At 42.8% G+C, this 15,399-nt stretch carries 15 protein-coding genes, 1 tRNA gene and 1 pseudogene; 10 read left to right on the top strand and 7 right to left on the bottom strand.

Annotated features, from left to right (window positions below; all coding sequences use genetic code 11):
• Positions 1-336: 336 nt before the first annotated feature.
• From Xhom_RS48130 to Xhom_RS48120, 3 genes are all read right to left on the bottom strand, one after another.
• Positions 337-933, bottom strand: a complete 597-nt coding sequence (locus Xhom_RS48130; RefSeq protein WP_069316991.1) for a tyrosine-type recombinase/integrase — start codon at positions 931-933, stop codon at positions 337-339.
• Between the two features lie 262 nt (positions 934-1,195).
• Positions 1,196-2,968: a hypothetical protein gene (locus Xhom_RS48125; protein ID WP_069316990.1), complete on the bottom strand. Its 1,773-nt coding sequence runs from the start codon at positions 2,966-2,968 to the stop codon at positions 1,196-1,198.
• Between the two features lie 437 nt (positions 2,969-3,405).
• A protein-coding gene (locus tag Xhom_RS48120; RefSeq protein ID WP_099139630.1) for an IS1 family transposase occupies positions 3,406-4,100 on the bottom strand; the annotation gives its coding sequence in 2 pieces (ribosomal slippage) (positions 3,406-3,851 and positions 3,851-4,100; 696 coding nt in all).
• 55 nt (positions 4,101-4,155) lie between these two features.
• Here Xhom_RS48120 and Xhom_RS48115 point away from each other — a divergent pair.
• Positions 4,156-4,569 (top strand): hypothetical protein, encoded by a 414-nt coding sequence (locus Xhom_RS48115; RefSeq protein ID WP_069316987.1) that lies wholly within the window; start codon positions 4,156-4,158, stop codon positions 4,567-4,569.
• A gap of 113 nt (positions 4,570-4,682) precedes the next feature.
• On the opposite strand, the gene Xhom_RS48110 is transcribed toward Xhom_RS48115, so the two are convergent.
• On the bottom strand, positions 4,683-6,461 hold the full coding sequence (locus tag Xhom_RS48110; protein WP_069316986.1) for an ATP-binding protein: 1,779 nt from the start codon (positions 6,459-6,461) through the stop codon (positions 4,683-4,685).
• A complete protein-coding gene (locus tag Xhom_RS48105) occupies positions 6,458-7,660 on the bottom strand; it encodes an SIR2 family protein (RefSeq protein WP_038187162.1) in 1,203 nt (400 codons plus the stop codon). The genes Xhom_RS48110 and Xhom_RS48105 overlap by 4 nt, the downstream gene beginning before the upstream one ends.
• Positions 7,661-8,117: 457 nt before the next feature.
• On the opposite strand from Xhom_RS48105, the gene Xhom_RS48100 reads away from it, so the two are divergent.
• From Xhom_RS48100 to Xhom_RS48060, 9 genes and pseudogenes are all read left to right on the top strand, one after another.
• A complete protein-coding gene (locus Xhom_RS48100; RefSeq protein ID WP_418384931.1) occupies positions 8,118-9,023 on the top strand; it encodes an SAM hydrolase/SAM-dependent halogenase family protein in 906 nt (301 codons plus the stop codon).
• Between the two features lie 520 nt (positions 9,024-9,543).
• Positions 9,544-9,828, top strand: a complete 285-nt coding sequence (locus Xhom_RS48095; protein WP_145957419.1) for a hypothetical protein — start codon at positions 9,544-9,546, stop codon at positions 9,826-9,828.
• Positions 9,779-10,213 carry an antirestriction protein gene (locus Xhom_RS48090; RefSeq protein WP_069316984.1) on the top strand — a complete coding sequence of 145 codons (435 nt, stop codon included), beginning with the start codon at positions 9,779-9,781 and terminating at the stop codon, positions 10,211-10,213. Before Xhom_RS48095 ends, Xhom_RS48090 begins: the two co-directional genes overlap by 50 nt.
• 12 nt (positions 10,214-10,225) lie before the next feature.
• Positions 10,226-10,687, top strand: a complete 462-nt coding sequence (locus tag Xhom_RS48085; RefSeq protein WP_069316983.1) for an antirestriction protein — start codon at positions 10,226-10,228, stop codon at positions 10,685-10,687.
• Positions 10,688-10,807: 120 nt separating this feature from the next.
• Positions 10,808-11,368 carry a hypothetical protein gene (locus Xhom_RS48080; RefSeq protein ID WP_069316982.1) on the top strand — a complete coding sequence of 187 codons (561 nt, stop codon included), beginning with the start codon at positions 10,808-10,810 and terminating at the stop codon, positions 11,366-11,368.
• Entirely contained in the window at positions 11,365-11,661 is a 297-nt protein-coding gene (locus tag Xhom_RS48075) for a TA system toxin CbtA family protein (protein ID WP_069316981.1), read from the top strand. Before Xhom_RS48080 ends, Xhom_RS48075 begins: the two co-directional genes overlap by 4 nt.
• Before the next feature lie 92 nt (positions 11,662-11,753).
• Positions 11,754-11,942: pseudogene (locus Xhom_RS48070) on the top strand (DUF1281 domain-containing protein); the annotation flags it as partial.
• A gap of 194 nt (positions 11,943-12,136) precedes the next feature.
• Positions 12,137-13,030, top strand: a complete 894-nt coding sequence (locus Xhom_RS48065; protein ID WP_069316979.1) for a TraI domain-containing protein — start codon at positions 12,137-12,139, stop codon at positions 13,028-13,030.
• A 210-nt stretch (positions 13,031-13,240) separates the two neighbouring features.
• The gene (locus Xhom_RS48060; protein WP_069316978.1) at positions 13,241-14,248 is read left to right on the top strand and encodes a tyrosine-type recombinase/integrase; all 1,008 of its coding nucleotides are present in this window, start codon (positions 13,241-13,243) and stop codon (positions 14,246-14,248) included.
• Between the two features lie 359 nt (positions 14,249-14,607).
• On the opposite strand, the gene Xhom_RS48055 is transcribed toward Xhom_RS48060, so the two are convergent.
• Positions 14,608-14,683: transfer RNA gene (locus Xhom_RS48055), tRNA-Phe, on the bottom strand.
• 129 nt (positions 14,684-14,812) lie between these two features.
• Positions 14,813-15,385 (bottom strand): division control transcriptional repressor DicD, encoded by a 573-nt coding sequence (gene dicD / locus Xhom_RS48050; protein WP_069316977.1) that lies wholly within the window; start codon positions 15,383-15,385, stop codon positions 14,813-14,815.
• Positions 15,386-15,399: the final 14 nt, after the last annotated feature.

The raw sequence follows: 15,399 nt of genomic DNA, 5'->3' as shown, positions 1-15,399 counted from the left end.
TAGTTTCAGACATTACATGTTGGAAATCTATAAAAGACATTCCTAATGCCATCAATATGCAGATTACACTCACATTACTAGGTAGATTGTATGCACTAAGTTCTATTGACCCTAAGTTCAAAGATAGAGCCAGAACTATTAAGGCCAACACTCAAAAATAATATTTGTATCTACCTATTATACTTAATTTTTTCTTGGTAGTTTAAGATTAAGAATAGGATAAGGCTTTACATATCCATTAGCTTTGGTATGAATAAGCACGAAAAGGGAGGATTGGTAAATCTTGGATCTAACTCGTAATGGGTGGTGGCCCCCTATAATTCAGGGCCACATGGCTTAACAATCTGTTCCTTCTGAAAGTCGGAGGGCATCCTCCAATTCAACACCAAGATAACGGATAGTATTATCTACCTTTGCGTGCCCAAGTAATAGTTGAACTGCACGAATGTTCTTAGTTTTAGCGTATACAAGCGTTGCTTTCGTTCTCCTCATCGAGTGAGTGCCATAGAAATTTGGGTCTAACCCAAGATTTGATGCCCACGTTCTAACGAGATGCCTATAGTATGAGTAACTAATTGGTTGCTGCTTACATCTCAAACTTGGGAAAAGATAATTGCCAGCAGTCAAAGAAGCAGAGAGCATCCACTTAATTAAGCTATTCTGAGTCTTAGAGGTAATCTCAAATTGGACTTCAATATCAGTTTTCCTCTGAGCATGTCTAACCCTATCAAATACCATACCTTGTGACGAAACATCGCAAACTTTGAGAGTCAGCAAATCACTCGCTCGGAGTTTGCTATCGATTGCCAAATTGAGTAACGCCAGTTGCATCAGGTTATTTTCGATTTCGAGCCTTGTTCGGATACGCCAGATTTCTTCGAGTCTAAAAGGCTTTTTGATACCACTACGTCGACTTTTGTTTGATACGACCATAATGATTTCCTTTTTGTATAATTAGTCATCATGATTGTAGTCTTTTGAAGATGGGTAGATATTTGTCAGTGCTTTTTATCTAACTTGTAAGACTTGGACTTATTGCTTCATTCAGCTCGTAAATTAACCGCATGGATATCCTCAATGGTTGAAAAAATGCTACCAAGGACGTGATAGCATGAGATATTGAGTATGGAAAATATACTTCCACAATGAAACCAGGGTGAAGTTAAGGTTGTTATTTAAAAATCATCCTTGCTGCTCATATAGGTCTTTTTGATATAATCATCTTCGAAAATAGTGTTTTCCCTTGCAGTGACGTATTTCCTAAATCATCGGTTGCTGGACATAACAGAATTTCTATTTTATTAACTCCTTGAACTGATGGATGATAAATAACGAAAAATTCATTCCAGTCATTCCGTGCTCCAGTTCTAATAAATTCACTATATTTAATCTCATTATCAATGTATTCTCTAATTAAAAATGAAGACTCTGGGGAACTCAATTCTTTTACATGGCAAGAGAAATAAATAATATCATCTTCCAGAACAGGGATTAATGCAGCAGAATATTCCCGTACTGATAATGGTTCTGAATCATCTAATTCAATAGCATAAGGTATACCAATAGGTCTATCATCGGATGAGGTACCACCAATATTTTTAAGTAGTATATCCGAATTTTCTATGCTGGGGGGGTAATTACAAAAATATGGTTTTTTGAATCTGTAAATTATAGTGCCGTTATTAATTTTACAAGCCATTTTTCCATTGATAGGTGGAGTGTTAATTAACAATGGATAGTCAGTAGAGACAATTAAACCTGTATCGGAATCATGAGTTACAATATCTTCGATTGTATTAAATAAAGGTTTATTCATTCCGAGATTTCGCTCAAATGAAACTCCATTTTTGCAATTATTAATGCTCAAGCCATTTACTTTTACATTTGACGCATTAATAATTCTGATGGCTCCATTATCAATGTTGTTTACTTGACAGTTACTAATATGTATATTTTTACTTTCATTACTTCCTGGTAATGAAGGATACTGATAGTTAGTGATTAAAATACCCGCGACTCCCGCTCTTTTATCATCCGGTGCTCCTTTGAATATAGAGGATGTTACAGTTATATTTTCCCCCTGAATTTCAAGGAAGTTTTTATTCCTATAAGACTTTCCTGTTTGTTCTCCAATGTTATCAGAAAAAATTCCGTCTCTAGAGCCATCAGTAGAATGGTGGCAATCATTCATATCATATGTATTACATAAAGAAATGCTCCACTTTTCACAACCGCGTTTCAAATCGGTCAATGTTCTATGCCCTCTTGCTGTATTTCCTCGGCTTACAATATTGCGTATTGTATATATTCCATACTCTGATGGTGAGTCTATGGAGCCATTCATACATTTAAACGCATTGAATCCTACTGAGGTTTTTTCTGGGTCTTCGCCTTCAGATGAACAATATAAATATCGTATACCATCTATTGTTCCTCCATTAGTTGTGTAACCTTCCCAGGCTTCATGAGGCATATTTTTAAAGTGGCAGCGCAATGCTGTGATATCAGTTAAAACAGAATCTCTATCTGCATGCCAACAAAATCCCCTGATTAGTGATTCCACCTTAATTTCATATCCACCTTGATATTGACCATCCATTCCAATATCTTCAAGCATGGCGTAAGTGAGATTTTGTTCGGGATCTTTTCGTGTAAACCACGCATAAATACCATAGCCATTTGAACCAACGGTTGCTCTGGTTAATGACACAGGTTTTATCGTGGTATCAAATCGGCCGGATGAGCGCCAATGAAACCAATCACCGATAGAAATGTAACCATCGAAACATATTTCTCGAATACCTGAAAAATCTATCGGGATCCGCAATAATTCAGATCTATCTTGTAGATCCTGTAATAATTTCCTATTACAAACTCCAGACTCAATGCCAAATTCTTTTGCAGATATTACTCTGATTGAATTAAATGATTGAGATGGTAATAAAGAACTATGTATCATTTCTGACATCTATGTTACTCCAAAAAATATTTATCCTATATGATAGTTTTTAATTTATTCAAAAACATCTTGGTTTTTGCTCATAAAACCTTATTTGATTATTAATGGCATTTCATAAAGGATAGTGTGATTGAGTTTTAAATAGGTTTAATTCCCTGTTTATAATCACCTTAAGATACCACATGAAGTTATTTTTTTAATTAATCAGTCTTGTGTGATTTCCCATACATATGAATTGCTTAAAAAGTAAATGTTTCTTATCTCAATCATATGATTAAATATACAGCTCTAACTAGAGCGAATGACTTAAATAAAGTCGGCTTTATCTTTTACCTAACCATTAGTTTATATATTGTAAAAATAGGTTACCGATATAATTCAGTCATCGGCGTCAACACACAATGGGGCAGAAACATGGGTCGTGTATTCAATCTGTTGATTGATCATCAATAATAGAATTCACGCTCGATGAATGTGCCAATGATCTTGTCATGCATTTCAACTGACTTAGAATAACCCAGCGTCTTGCGATTGAGTCGCTTTAGCCTGTTACGCAGGTTCAGATTTTCTCGTTCAATACGTTGAGTATAAAGTTTACCGGTGATGTGTTTCTCATCAGCCAATATGTCATATGCCCCTAAATTATCGGTGCACCAGAATGCTACATCAAAAGCGGATAACTTTTCCAGCAACGTTCTGAGTGTCTGTTTGCTACGGGCTCCAAAAGCGTGAGCAACAATACGTTTCAAGCGAGGCTCCCACGCGTACCACAACCAGCGTTGCCGTTTTTTGTTGCCGATGAATGACCACATCTCATCGACTTCACAGATAAGCTGAAGCTCAGGGGTATCCAGCGGCAGCGTGGTTACACATCGTGGTGCGAGTTTTTTAAAGTGCGTACAACAGCGTTAATACTGACATGAAGTGCCCGTGCCGTATCACGAATACCGGCGTTATTCATGGCAAGCTCGACGATTTGCTCTTTCATACCCGAATGGCAAGCCCGGTAAGTGTATTCGAGCTGGAAGGTTCTACGACAGGACTGGCAATAATATCGTTGATGCCCACCTTCTCCTTTGCCGTGCTTTTTAACAGGCGTGGTTTGGTCGCAAAATCGACACTTCACTTCAACTAATGCCATCACGATCCCTCACGTATTTACCTTCATTATATGTGAGGAACAACGGGATGAATACGTGACCCTATTTTTAAACGAAGCTGAGGTTAATGTAAGATATATCAAAAACGATAGCGGTTCTACAAATATAAATATTGAAACAGTAAAACAGAAAGCCCTTTTTAAAAAGCCAGGTACAGTAATCGATAGTGGTTCAACAACAAATAAGCAATTAGTTAATTTCACAGTTCAAGATATCAATAACACACCTGAAAACAGTGTAAGACCTACAAATAATTACAGAATCACAGCAATTAGCTTTGATCAAGTAGCTTATGTTGATATAATTCTATGTAGAATTAATGGATCATATAAGTCTAGAGTGGTTAGTGATAATGCGGGAAATGTAATCACAGCCACAGCAACAGATAGTAACGGTAACATATCTGCAACCATAGAATCACAGTGCTCTTATTATCTAACCTGGTTATAAGTTCTTAGTTGATATTGGACAAAAGTGAGTTAAATTATTTGTATTTGCTCTAACTTACTAGATTTAGATTACTAGATGTAATCTAAAACACTTGAAATATGCTCTTTCATTCTCTAATTCCAAAGAGACTCAATATCAATATCGTCACTGTCTGGCCTACTACCGTCAGGCATCACATTGAATTGAACAACCATTGGGACATCGAATGATGTTCCTATAATTATCGAACAACCCTTTGAAAGGTTGGGAATCATTTGTCGTGAGAGTTCATCAAGTGAGCTAATAGTGTTCTCTAGCAACTTGAGGTCACGCTCATTGACTAAGCGATGAATAAAAAAATTATGTAGCTGAGACATAATCGTAGGTGAGATATCTGCTGGCCTCTGACTTGACAAAGTTAAGAAGAAACCAAATTTACGGCCTTCTTTGATAATTTCCTCAAATAGCTCCAAACGATAATCCTTCCAACTCTCACTTTCACGACTCGATTGGGTCGACAGTATGTTATGAGCTTCATCAATTATCATGTGGAATGTTTGCTCTGGTGGACTCTGGTTCATAACCTTCTGCTTGTGTTCACCATAATAAAACTTAGCAAGCAAAAGTGGCATAACCTTCTTAATTTCTTGATTAGTCCTTCGAAGTGATACCACTGACAATAACATGTTTGCTGGTCGTTCTTCTCTAACGTCAAACACACGATCTAGTGCTGTCAATGACGCTTCTACTCTCTTTAGTAGAGGTTGTATATGGTCGAACTGAACATAACCGCTAATGAGGTCAGAAAGAAGTTGAGTGTTGATTCTCAGTTTTAACTCATTGAATGGCGATAACTCTCTAATGTTGATGTCGTCTACGTATGCTCTGCAATGATGATTGTACGTAAGGTCATTATCACCACCATTAAAATAATTTGGGTGGGGGGTGTTTGGGAAATACAACCGAGATCGTTCACCATGCCAGCCTATTTCCCTAACTTTTTTCTCTAGGTCTTGGGAGCCAACAAGTTTTGCAATCTCTTCAATAAGAGCTACAAACTCTTTCTTTTGTGCGGTACTTGTGAGAGCACGCTCGATAGTTGACTTGACGTACTTCTGCAAGCTATCTGGATTGTCTTTGAACCTGTTTCGACCAGAAACTATCCGCTTTAAGAACGGCTTCTGAGTATTCTCAGTTGCTTTGAATAAGATGCCGAATAATTCTTCATCCCAGAATACATCGCTAGTGAGTGGAAATTTATCGCCATCATCATTGCGAGTATCTAGTTGGTATACCTTCTTATACTTGTCTTTTGATATTAGCTGGTTATTTGTGTACTCTCCATTAAAGTCGATAACAACAAAGTGACTCTTGTTTATGAGCTTGTCCAGCTTATTGCGAAATAGCGTTGTGTATATGTTAGTCAGCGTATTAGATTTGCCACTACCAGTATTGCCGAAAATTCCTATATGAGTGTTGAATAGCTTTACCCAAGGTAGCGATATAGGTATTTCTTCAGTAAGCGTTTCACCGACAACGAAGTTGTCGTCAGGCTTTCCAAAGATAGATTTAACCTGAGTGTCACTCATTAAATACGCAATATCACGGATCATCGGAAGGTGTTTTATGCCTTCATGGAATTCATTGAACTGGAAATGCCCAATTGGTACTAACTCAACTTTACGGATATAGCAGCCGCTCTCTTCGTCTTTTAGTCGTTCATCTAGGTATTCGCCTTGTACTCTAGCAACGATATCCTTGAACCCACGACGAATTAAAATGAACTCCTGGATCGATACACCGTTGAATTTTTCGCCGTTATAGAACAACGTCTCGTTGTTGGACTCTTCGTATAATTCTACAGTGATATTAGTGCCTTTAACTGAAATTACTTCACCAATTGCTATACTCATTTGACACCACCAACTACAGCTTCAAGCATTGGCTTCATGGTTTCTTCAGGCATAGGTTTGTTTAGTTTATTTACCGTGAAGTATTCATCATTGAAAAGCGTAAAATCTAATTTTCTATCTTCGGAGTAAATCAACTTAACATTCGGGTACTTTCTGAATATTTCCGACATCCTGTCTTTCGTTGACTCGTCATAGCACATTACGTACATAGTCAATGACGGATTAGACAATGCTCGCTGTACAAGACTGAGAATGTGCTCGTCGGCAAAAGAGAAGCCGAAAGCAATTAATACTGAATGAGGGCGTTCAAGTTCATAACTTAGGTGACGAAGAATCTGATAGTAAGCCTCTTCAAAGACGGTTTCATGAAACTTCCACTTTGTGGGGTTCACGATAGGCATTTTGTTATAGTCCTGCCCAAATTGCTCAGAACGAAGTTTCGTAAAATCTGTGTGAGCTTCAAATACACTCAGGTCATTGAGCGATTTATTTGTATCATAAAGAATCACCTTGCAAGCATCTAGAATATTATTTTCGTCTTGATTGAAGTCTATGTTGTAACAGCTAGTACCGTAATTAAGTTCAATATCACCATCTTTGTTGCCTTTCATCCAATGTACTGAGCCGTGAGCATGCAGAAGGTTTACTTGAGGAAGAAACTGTTCGTGACGGTCAAACACGCCTTTATTTACGATACGGTTATTGAAGTTTCTTGTGTGGAAAGTACGCGCTTGAAAACCAGTGCTGCCATCATTAACTTCGAACTGAGATGTTCTTTCTGCCATCAACTCTTCGCTAGCAATTTCAAAGCAATTATCGTAGTTAGTTGTGAAAATGTTTGCTTTTTTGGCTGATGGTTTTTGCTTGTTTAAGAGGTGAATCAAAGTGGTCATGAACCGCTTATATTCTTGAATGACGCTTTCTTCATGTGGCGGTCTAGGAGGAGCAGGAATACCTTTGGCTGGAACTGAGGGTAAACCAGGCTTAATACATTCTCGGTAGTACAACATGAACAGCAGTGTTGTCATTTCTTTGTTGCTTTCATATTTCTTTGCAAGTGTCTCGAATGTGCACTTACTACCATCTAGCCCCTTTACCTCTAGTGCTAACGTCGGTAGAAAACCATTTGAAGCACCAGCACCGACAAGAAAGTTCAGGTTATGATCGTAGATTTGATGTAAGTTAAATTCAGCAGTCATTTAAATCTATTTCCAAGAATAAGTCATGTCGATAGAAAGACTGAATAGCCACCGAATCAGAAGACACAGGCTGGCCACACAGATACAAAACTTAACACATATTGATTCATTAGCTAAATTTGGTCAAAGAGAAAAGCTAAAGCGTATGACTTTTTGGAGCATAAAACAGTTTGGGGCAAAAGCGAGTTAGTTGTACCAATGTGATTACCAAATAAGACTCGATCTGACACTATTGATGATCTGAGCTAGACCTAATCTGATGAGATGGATGCCCTGTATGGCGTCAATTGTACCAAAATGAAATAAATATATTGTGAGATCTCTGACTTCGACTGACAGATCATTTTTAGCTATTTAAATTGAACGCTTAAGTGTTTACTGTTCCATTGTTCCCGAAATCCCTATGAACTGTATATTTTGTCTCCCGTTATTAAATGAAAAGGATTCAGTTATGGATATTCGAACTACTCTCCGGGCTGCGAGTCTTTCTCTCGCTCTTGTAAGTACGGTTACTGTTGCCAATGAAGCCCTGGTGTTTCAGACAGATTTCGGCCTAAAAGATGGGGCAGTATCGGTTATGAAAGGGATATCTTTCAAGGTGAATCCTAGCCAGCCTATTTATGATCTAACACATGAAATTCCACCTTATAATATTTGGGAAGCTTCATATCGCCTTTACCAGACTCTACCATACTGGCCCAAAGGGACTGTCTTTGTAAGCGTGGTGGATCCGGGAGTGGGCACTGACAGGCGCTCAGTGGTTATCAAGACACAGAGTGGTCATTACATAGTCTCACCGGATAACGGAACATTGACCTTGGTAGCTGAACACTTTGGTATTGAATCTGTACGTCAGATTGACGAGAAGTTCAACCGTGTACCTGGCTCTGAAAAATCATATACTTTTCATGGACGTGATGTATACGCATATACTGGGGCACGACTTGCTTCAGGTATTATTAGCTATGAACAGGTGGGGCCGCTGTTACCAAATAAAGTAGTAAAGATCCCTTATCAGACTGGTGTAGCTGAAAGGGATGGAACTCTTAAGGGGACTATTCCAGTTCTAGATGTACGGTTTGGGAATGTCTGGAGTAATATCAATGACAGCCAGGTCAGTAAGGTGGGTATTCACAAAGGGGATCAGGTCTGCATTAAAATAAGTGAAGGGGATAAGATCCGGTATGAAGGCAAAGCCCCATATGTCAGCAGCTTTGGTGAAGTTCCTGAAGGTCAACCTTTGGTGTATCTCAACAGCCTGCTACAGGTATCGGTAGCACTCAATATGGATAACTTCGCTGCCAGATACCAAGTGCAGTCTGGTGATAACTGGCGCATCAGCCTAAAAAAGTGCTCAGATTAAAGGGAACTGGCAACTACACAAAATGCTAATTAAGGTCTGGGTTTTCCACTATATTTACATGCACCTTTGATTACTTAACCCATGACTGGTCTGGCGCAGCAGGTATTCCCGTGGCGAACGGTCAGTACACTGTGCAGATGCTGCCCGCTCAAAGAATCTCGGGCAGTTTTGAGCGAATAGCCGACTTAACTTAACATATTACTATGGTGCAAACTTACGTTGTGTTTCGGTTATGCACCATAAAGCCAATTAGTTGAGTCTTTCTTATTAACTCTTTTAATTAGTCATTAGATTTTCTAGGTGACCCCATCCAGTTTAACTTTTTTAACAGGAGTAGTGTGCAACACATTTTGGGGCATAAATGATTTAGACAAACGACCAGAACGGGTCACCTCGTATTGACAGCCTCTCTCTGACTCCCCCAAAATCCCGTCGTGTTCCTGACATTATTTTTTGTCCCGAGAAATGAATTACCCATTGACCTAATGATTTCCGTTTATTAGCGTAGTCAGACTTATCCATGATCCGGTCGCTTGTGAGGATCACCTTCGGGCAGCGACAGCAACACTCCTGTAGCCTGCAAGGGAGTACACACTGTGTGGTACATCTGCGCACCTTTGGAAGCAGATATCGTCAGTCTGATGACGATGAAGGTCTCTTAATCTCATCCATGATGGCCAACAGGCCAGTCACCCAACGGGGAACACATTTCCCATTGGGTCAGGTGTTCTCCGTTGTTTTATCAGGAGAATACCATGCAACAAAATATCACCCCGGCCACGGTGCACACTGTGTCCCCGGCTGAATTATCCCCTTTTGCTGAAATTTTTCCGCACACCGGTCCACTGGAACTGATGCTGCTGGAGCACACGTTCATTAAAGCCGCTGCTGTGCTTTGTGACGATGACCGGTGTGACCGATGGCAGTACCGGAAAGTGTCAGACAGCATCGCCTATATCGTGCCGATGCGGCCGGATTCTTCTGTGGTTAACGTGGATACGACTGACTTTAAAGGTGAAGTCTCCGCCGATGCCTTTGGGCTGATGGTAACTCTGAGCGTATTGGGTTATCTGACGGCCCTGATGAAGCTGGACGGGTACGCTGAGCGGCTTTGCGCCTTGCGTGAATATGCGTGGCAACATCCTCAGGCTTCGTGTATCCGGGCTGCTTTGGGCTTAAAGGGTGCATAACAGGAGAACGTGATGCCAAATAATGAACTGATTATGTTGGACAGTCTTGCGCTGTCGGCCGTGTTTCCCGACAAAACCCCGCTGGAACGGTTGTTTCTGGGGTTCCTGCTGGCGAATACCGCATCGACGTTATGTAGCGATTATCAGCCTGAACAGTGGACAAGCCGACAGGTGTCTGAATCGCTGACTTATATGGTGCCGACACGGGCGGAAACGTATTCCGTTTACCTGCCGGTTACGCAGCTGACGGTCACGCTTTCAGCCGATGCTTTCGGGCTGGCGGTCACGGCCATCGTATCAGCCCGTATCGCGGTGCCGGATACACAGAATGAGGAGGCGTACCGGTTCTGCGCATTGCAGGAGTATGCACAACAGCACCCGGAAAGCGGCCTGATAACATCGATCATGACACTGAAACCCAGAGAGGACGTTATCAGTCCGTCATTTATCCCTAACAAAAATAATCATCATTAACGTTATCAGCCCATGAGGCTGTTAACGCTTTTCTTAAGCGCCTGACCGGGGAAGCCAAAACACCTTCCCGGTATCGGGTGGGTGTTTTCTTTCATTGACATAAAATCAAGGAACAACACCATGAATCCCATTTTTTTACCGGTACCGGATGATACCGATATCGTATTACGTGAAGAGCTGTTTACCGCTCAGGTCACCGGCCTGAGGCAATACCCGAAAGCACCACAGTCATTGCAGCCGGAAACCCTGATGGTGTGCGAAGCCTCCACCGTCACGGAAGTGGTGCAGCGGCTGAAGGTGATCCATCGACTGGGTGACTGGCCGGTGCCGGAGAGGTTATCTGCTCAGGTTTCGGGGATTTTTTTTCCGCTGACCGTTATGATTTTTGATGCACAGGACAGAAAAGTGCTCGGTGGCCGGTTTGATGAAGAGATTATCTGGGCGCAGCCGGTCACACTGACGTCAGAACGCCTGTCACTGGAACAGCAACAGCAGCGGTTATGTCAGGCAGCGATGCTTGAGCAGAGCTGGCAGAATACTCCGGCGGCGCGTGCGTTGTGGCACAAGGTGCATTTATTGTCACTGCATGGGGTTTCCCCCTGTTATCAGCAGTGCCATGAAGTGCGGGATATTCTCCGGTATGGGGTCTCCGTCAGTGTCTTTTCTGAGGGGACGTTATGACCACGTTACGTTTAACCGTCTGGCAGGTGATTGCGGCTGCCTTGCTGAAACGGCATTTTGGCCTCAGCCTGACCGATACGGCCCTGTGTGAAACCGATACGGTGGCAGCACTGATAGCTCGCGGTGTCCGGCCTTCAGAAGCCATTAACGAACTGGTGGATAAATATGACTTAATCCGGCTGAACACGCAGGTTATCCTGCGCAGTACGCCTTATCTGGATATCCACGATGAGCTGACGGTTATTTTTGACAGTGGTTTGGCTGACAGGCTATTCAGGCAGACCGGACAGTAATACTTTTTGTTCAATCTACCCATCGGGGGAATTGTGCCCCGACCGGGCGGTTCCTCCTGTTTATTTTTATCATTCAAGTGAGGAACTTAATTATGGCAGAATGGTGCACCAATCAACTGGAAATCACCGGCAAATCCGTCTGTCTCGATGTGATGCAACAGTGGGTCTGCGGGGAAGAAGTCCCTCGTTACCGTCAGGCGGTGTTACAAAGCCTGCGGTTATTTCTGGCGGGTTGTGCGGGAATACTGAAACCGACCAAACCACAAACCTACACCCCGTACCGCGCCTTTCGGGGCGCTTTTTTTGTTTTTAAATGGCTTTAATACAATGAGTTATGATGGAAATTAAGCGAATTCGGTCAGTCAGGGGATGAACCGGGTCAGATTAATTTTCATTTTCGTAAAAAGAGTTGTTCCTTGTTTCCGGCCGGGATTCACCGACACTGAGCTAAATCTGAACCGAAAGAGGAAAAGTGATGTTTCAGCGTTTTAAATCCCGTTTTACCCGTGACCTTTCCCCGTCACAAAAAGCCCCCGGGCTAGCGCCTGAAAGAGTACGCGGTGCCGGAGGTTATTTCCGTCCACAGTCAGCAGAGGTGCTGCTGGCAACTTCAGAGCGTGGCCAGTATCTCCGGCAACTGTGGGAAAACAGTGCGCTGCCCGCTGGGTTGTATCAGCAATTCTATCTGGATCCGCTCCGGCAATTATGCGTCCGTGTGCAGCATGTTCCCGCAACACAAGAGGGCGTCTGGTCTTATTGCGGCGGATTTATCGATCTGACCCTGCAATTTACTGCCTGTGCCATGCGGCTGGCAAAAGGGCATATGTTGCCTCCGGGGGTGGTGCCGGAAACACAGGCCGCACAAAGTCTGTTGTGGCAGGCGGTGGTGTTCTGGGCGGCGCTGTTTTACCACCTGCCGCTGTTGCGACAACTGGAAGGGGAACTGGAAGACGGACATCACTGGCAGCCGGGATTGTGGATACCTGAACGTCGTTTCCGCTTCCGGTTTCAGGCACCGCGGCCTGAGCTGCCAGTCCTTTATAAAACATTGCTGGCTGCCCGTTTGTTACCGGAGGAAGCGGTGATTTGGTTGTCTTTAGTGCCCGGTGCGTGGCAGTGCCTGATGTTGCATCTTGGCGGACATCCGTCTTCTGTCCCGTTGACGGACTCACTGCTTCAGTCTGCCGCTGAGCAGGTGCAGTCACCGCTGCTGAATCCCGTTGAACCGTCTAAACCGGCTACCGATACCAGGCTGTCATCATCAGAACCCGATCCGGTTATTCCGCCTGTCACACCGGGAACAGTCCCTGCGCCCGACACCACCGAGGATACCCGGAGATTACTGTCATTGTTTCAGGCAGAGGAATGAAATTTTGATGAGAAAGAATGCAAATGGTAACGATAACGATTCGAAATTGTCCGAACGCACCGCATCAGCGCCGGAAGGCCTTGTTTCTGCAATGTACAAAAGGTCATTATATGAAAAATGAAATAATTCAAAGTGTTAATTAATCTTTCAGTTTATTAACGGGACATTTCTGTACCGGGACACAATATTACACACTAAGGAAACAACAATATGTTAAATAATAAGGAAAAAATGGGCTGGGATGCGTTACTGGACGAGTATTTTTTTTCACGGATGTTACGGCCGGCAACCGAATGGAGTTATCGCAAGGTGGTGCGGGTCTTTATCCGGTATATGGGGGAAACGGGGTTGCCGGAGAGCGTGACTCACCGGGATGTCCTGTGCTGGCGGCGTCATCTGCTGATGGAAAAAAATCAGTCCGGCTATACGTGGAACAATAAGGTGGCGCACCTGCGGGCCATTTTTAATTTCGGGATGGAAAGAAAACTGTTGTCACACCCCAAAAATCCGTTTAATGACGCGGCAGTCAAAAAAGAGAAGAAACAAAAGAAAACCCTGAGTAAGGCGCAGATAACCGGGATTTACCTGCGGATGCAGCAGTATGAAGAGGAAGAACGTTTACAGACCGCCCCGCGGGGCGGACGCTGTGCCTTATACCCGACGGGGTACTGGCTGACCGTACTGGATACCTTCCGGCTGACGGGCATGCGCCTGAACCAGCTGCTGCATCTGCGGTTACGGGATATTAATCTGGACAACAGTTACATTGAGTTGCGTGTGGAAGGCAGTAAAAACCACAGTGAATGGCGGGTGCCGATGATCCCGCAGCTGAAACCCCGGCTGGCGCAGTTGATTGAACAGGCAAAAGCCTGTGGCGCGAAAGAGGATGATCCGCTGTTTGATTTAACCCGCCTGCGTTTTTGTCATCACGGACGCCATGTCAGTCACCAGTATCATCATGACAGAGAAAAGCAACATCTCCGTTCTTTCTTTAACCGCCTGTCTAAAGAATGTGGTTTTGCTGTCTCCCCCCACCGCTTCCGTCATACGCTGGCGACAGAGCTGATGAAAGCCCCCGACCGCAATTTGCAGCTGGTCAGGTGTTTGCTGGGACACCGCAGTGTGGCGACCACGATGGAGTATATTGATATCGATATGGAAATCGCGGGTAAAACTCTGGCGAATGAACTGGCGTTTTATCTGGATCTTGCTGTGTAATCCGTTAACGTGATGTAAAAAAACAGGGCAAGATATCAGCGGGATTGCCCTGACTGTGTCACTGAATTATGGGATGGTTTGGAGGTGGAGACACAAAACGAAGAAACCGGGAAGTGTGCTCAAAGAGCAATTCTGACAATCACCTGACTTGACATCAGAATCAATTACTGAAATCATTACTTTCAACGCAAAAAGGTGAGCACAAACTGTGTTCACCTGACTTCGTATAGAGTGGCTGTTTTTAGTTTATTAACTTACGCAAAGTAATAGATTATATTCATTAACATTTTCTTAACAGCACTTATTTCTAACTCACGTGTTAAGTTATTGATATCACTTCAACAAGCGAGTTTTAAAATTGGTGCCCGGACTCGGAATCGAACCAAGGACACGGGGATTTTCAATCCCCTGCTCTACCGACTGAGCTATCCGGGCTAACGGGGCGCATTAAACCGTATTCAGCTTAATCCGTCAAATACTTTCTGCAAAAAAACGATGAAAAATGATTGTTTGCTGTATTTTCATACCGAATTAGTGTGGTTATTCAACTTTAGTTGTTTTTTCTTAACTTAATGCTCCGTTTTTGCGGCATTTTGCGATGGTTAAAATATCTTGTGCTAGCAATTTTGCGGTGGTTACAGCTTCAAACTCTCTTTTCACTAACAATTTACTGAGACACCCTTCAAGTATCAGTTCCATTTGGTTGGCGACTTGTTCATTGTCGTCAATATCGAGTTGTTGTAATAACTCCGACGTGTAATGAAAAGAATTTTGTTTTTGCAATTCAGCTAACTGGTGAATCGGATGAGTAGGATCAGGGAAAGTGCTGCACGCCGCAATGAACAGACACCCCGGATATCGTTGTTCCTGTACTTTTTCCTTGAGGGTATCGTAACGGGCCAGTAATTTCTGCTCAGGATCCAAGGTTTCGTCCAGTAAGATTTGGCGCTGCCATATCTCAATTTGCTGGCTATGATAGCGAAGGCAATCGTAGAGCAGGGCTTCGCGATCAGGCCAAAAATGCTTTATATGGCTAATCTCAATTTTAAGGGGAGTTAAAAGCGTCTCCAATGTTGCTGATAGGCCATGCTGTTCCAGTATATTCAGGGCATGACTGAGCACATATTCACGTTGCATGGTAGCTCTCCTTC

The sequence above is a fragment of the Xenorhabdus hominickii genome (assembly GCF_002632725.1).
In the GTDB taxonomy this organism is placed as follows: Bacteria; Pseudomonadota; Gammaproteobacteria; order Enterobacterales; family Enterobacteriaceae; genus Xenorhabdus; species Xenorhabdus hominickii.
The sequence above is the reverse complement of the archived record's forward strand: the minus strand, read 5'-3'. Positions and strand labels throughout refer to the sequence as shown.

What these genes read in the sequence shown, in the direction of transcription:
- Xhom_RS48130 (WP_069316991.1), bottom strand. Translation starts at nt 933, where the DNA reads ATGGTCGTATCAAACAAAAGTCGACGTAGTGGTATCAAAAAGCCTTTT.
- Xhom_RS48125 (WP_069316990.1), bottom strand. Translation starts at nt 2,968, where the DNA reads ATGTCAGAAATGATACATAGTTCTTTATTACCATCTCAATCATTTAAT.
- Xhom_RS48110 (WP_069316986.1), bottom strand. Translation starts at nt 6,461, where the DNA reads ATGAGTATAGCAATTGGTGAAGTAATTTCAGTTAAAGGCACTAATATC.
- Xhom_RS48105 (WP_038187162.1), bottom strand. Translation starts at nt 7,660, where the DNA reads ATGACTGCTGAATTTAACTTACATCAAATCTACGATCATAACCTGAAC.
- Xhom_RS48095 (WP_145957419.1), top strand. Translation starts at nt 9,544, where the DNA reads ATGATCCGGTCGCTTGTGAGGATCACCTTCGGGCAGCGACAGCAACAC.
- Xhom_RS48090 (WP_069316984.1), top strand. Translation starts at nt 9,779, where the DNA reads ATGCAACAAAATATCACCCCGGCCACGGTGCACACTGTGTCCCCGGCT.
- Xhom_RS48085 (WP_069316983.1), top strand. Translation starts at nt 10,226, where the DNA reads ATGCCAAATAATGAACTGATTATGTTGGACAGTCTTGCGCTGTCGGCC.
- Xhom_RS48080 (WP_069316982.1), top strand. Translation starts at nt 10,808, where the DNA reads ATGAATCCCATTTTTTTACCGGTACCGGATGATACCGATATCGTATTA.
- Xhom_RS48075 (WP_069316981.1), top strand. Translation starts at nt 11,365, where the DNA reads ATGACCACGTTACGTTTAACCGTCTGGCAGGTGATTGCGGCTGCCTTG.
- Xhom_RS48065 (WP_069316979.1), top strand. Translation starts at nt 12,137, where the DNA reads ATGTTTCAGCGTTTTAAATCCCGTTTTACCCGTGACCTTTCCCCGTCA.
- Xhom_RS48060 (WP_069316978.1), top strand. Translation starts at nt 13,241, where the DNA reads ATGTTAAATAATAAGGAAAAAATGGGCTGGGATGCGTTACTGGACGAG.
- dicD (WP_069316977.1), bottom strand. Translation starts at nt 15,385, where the DNA reads ATGCAACGTGAATATGTGCTCAGTCATGCCCTGAATATACTGGAACAG.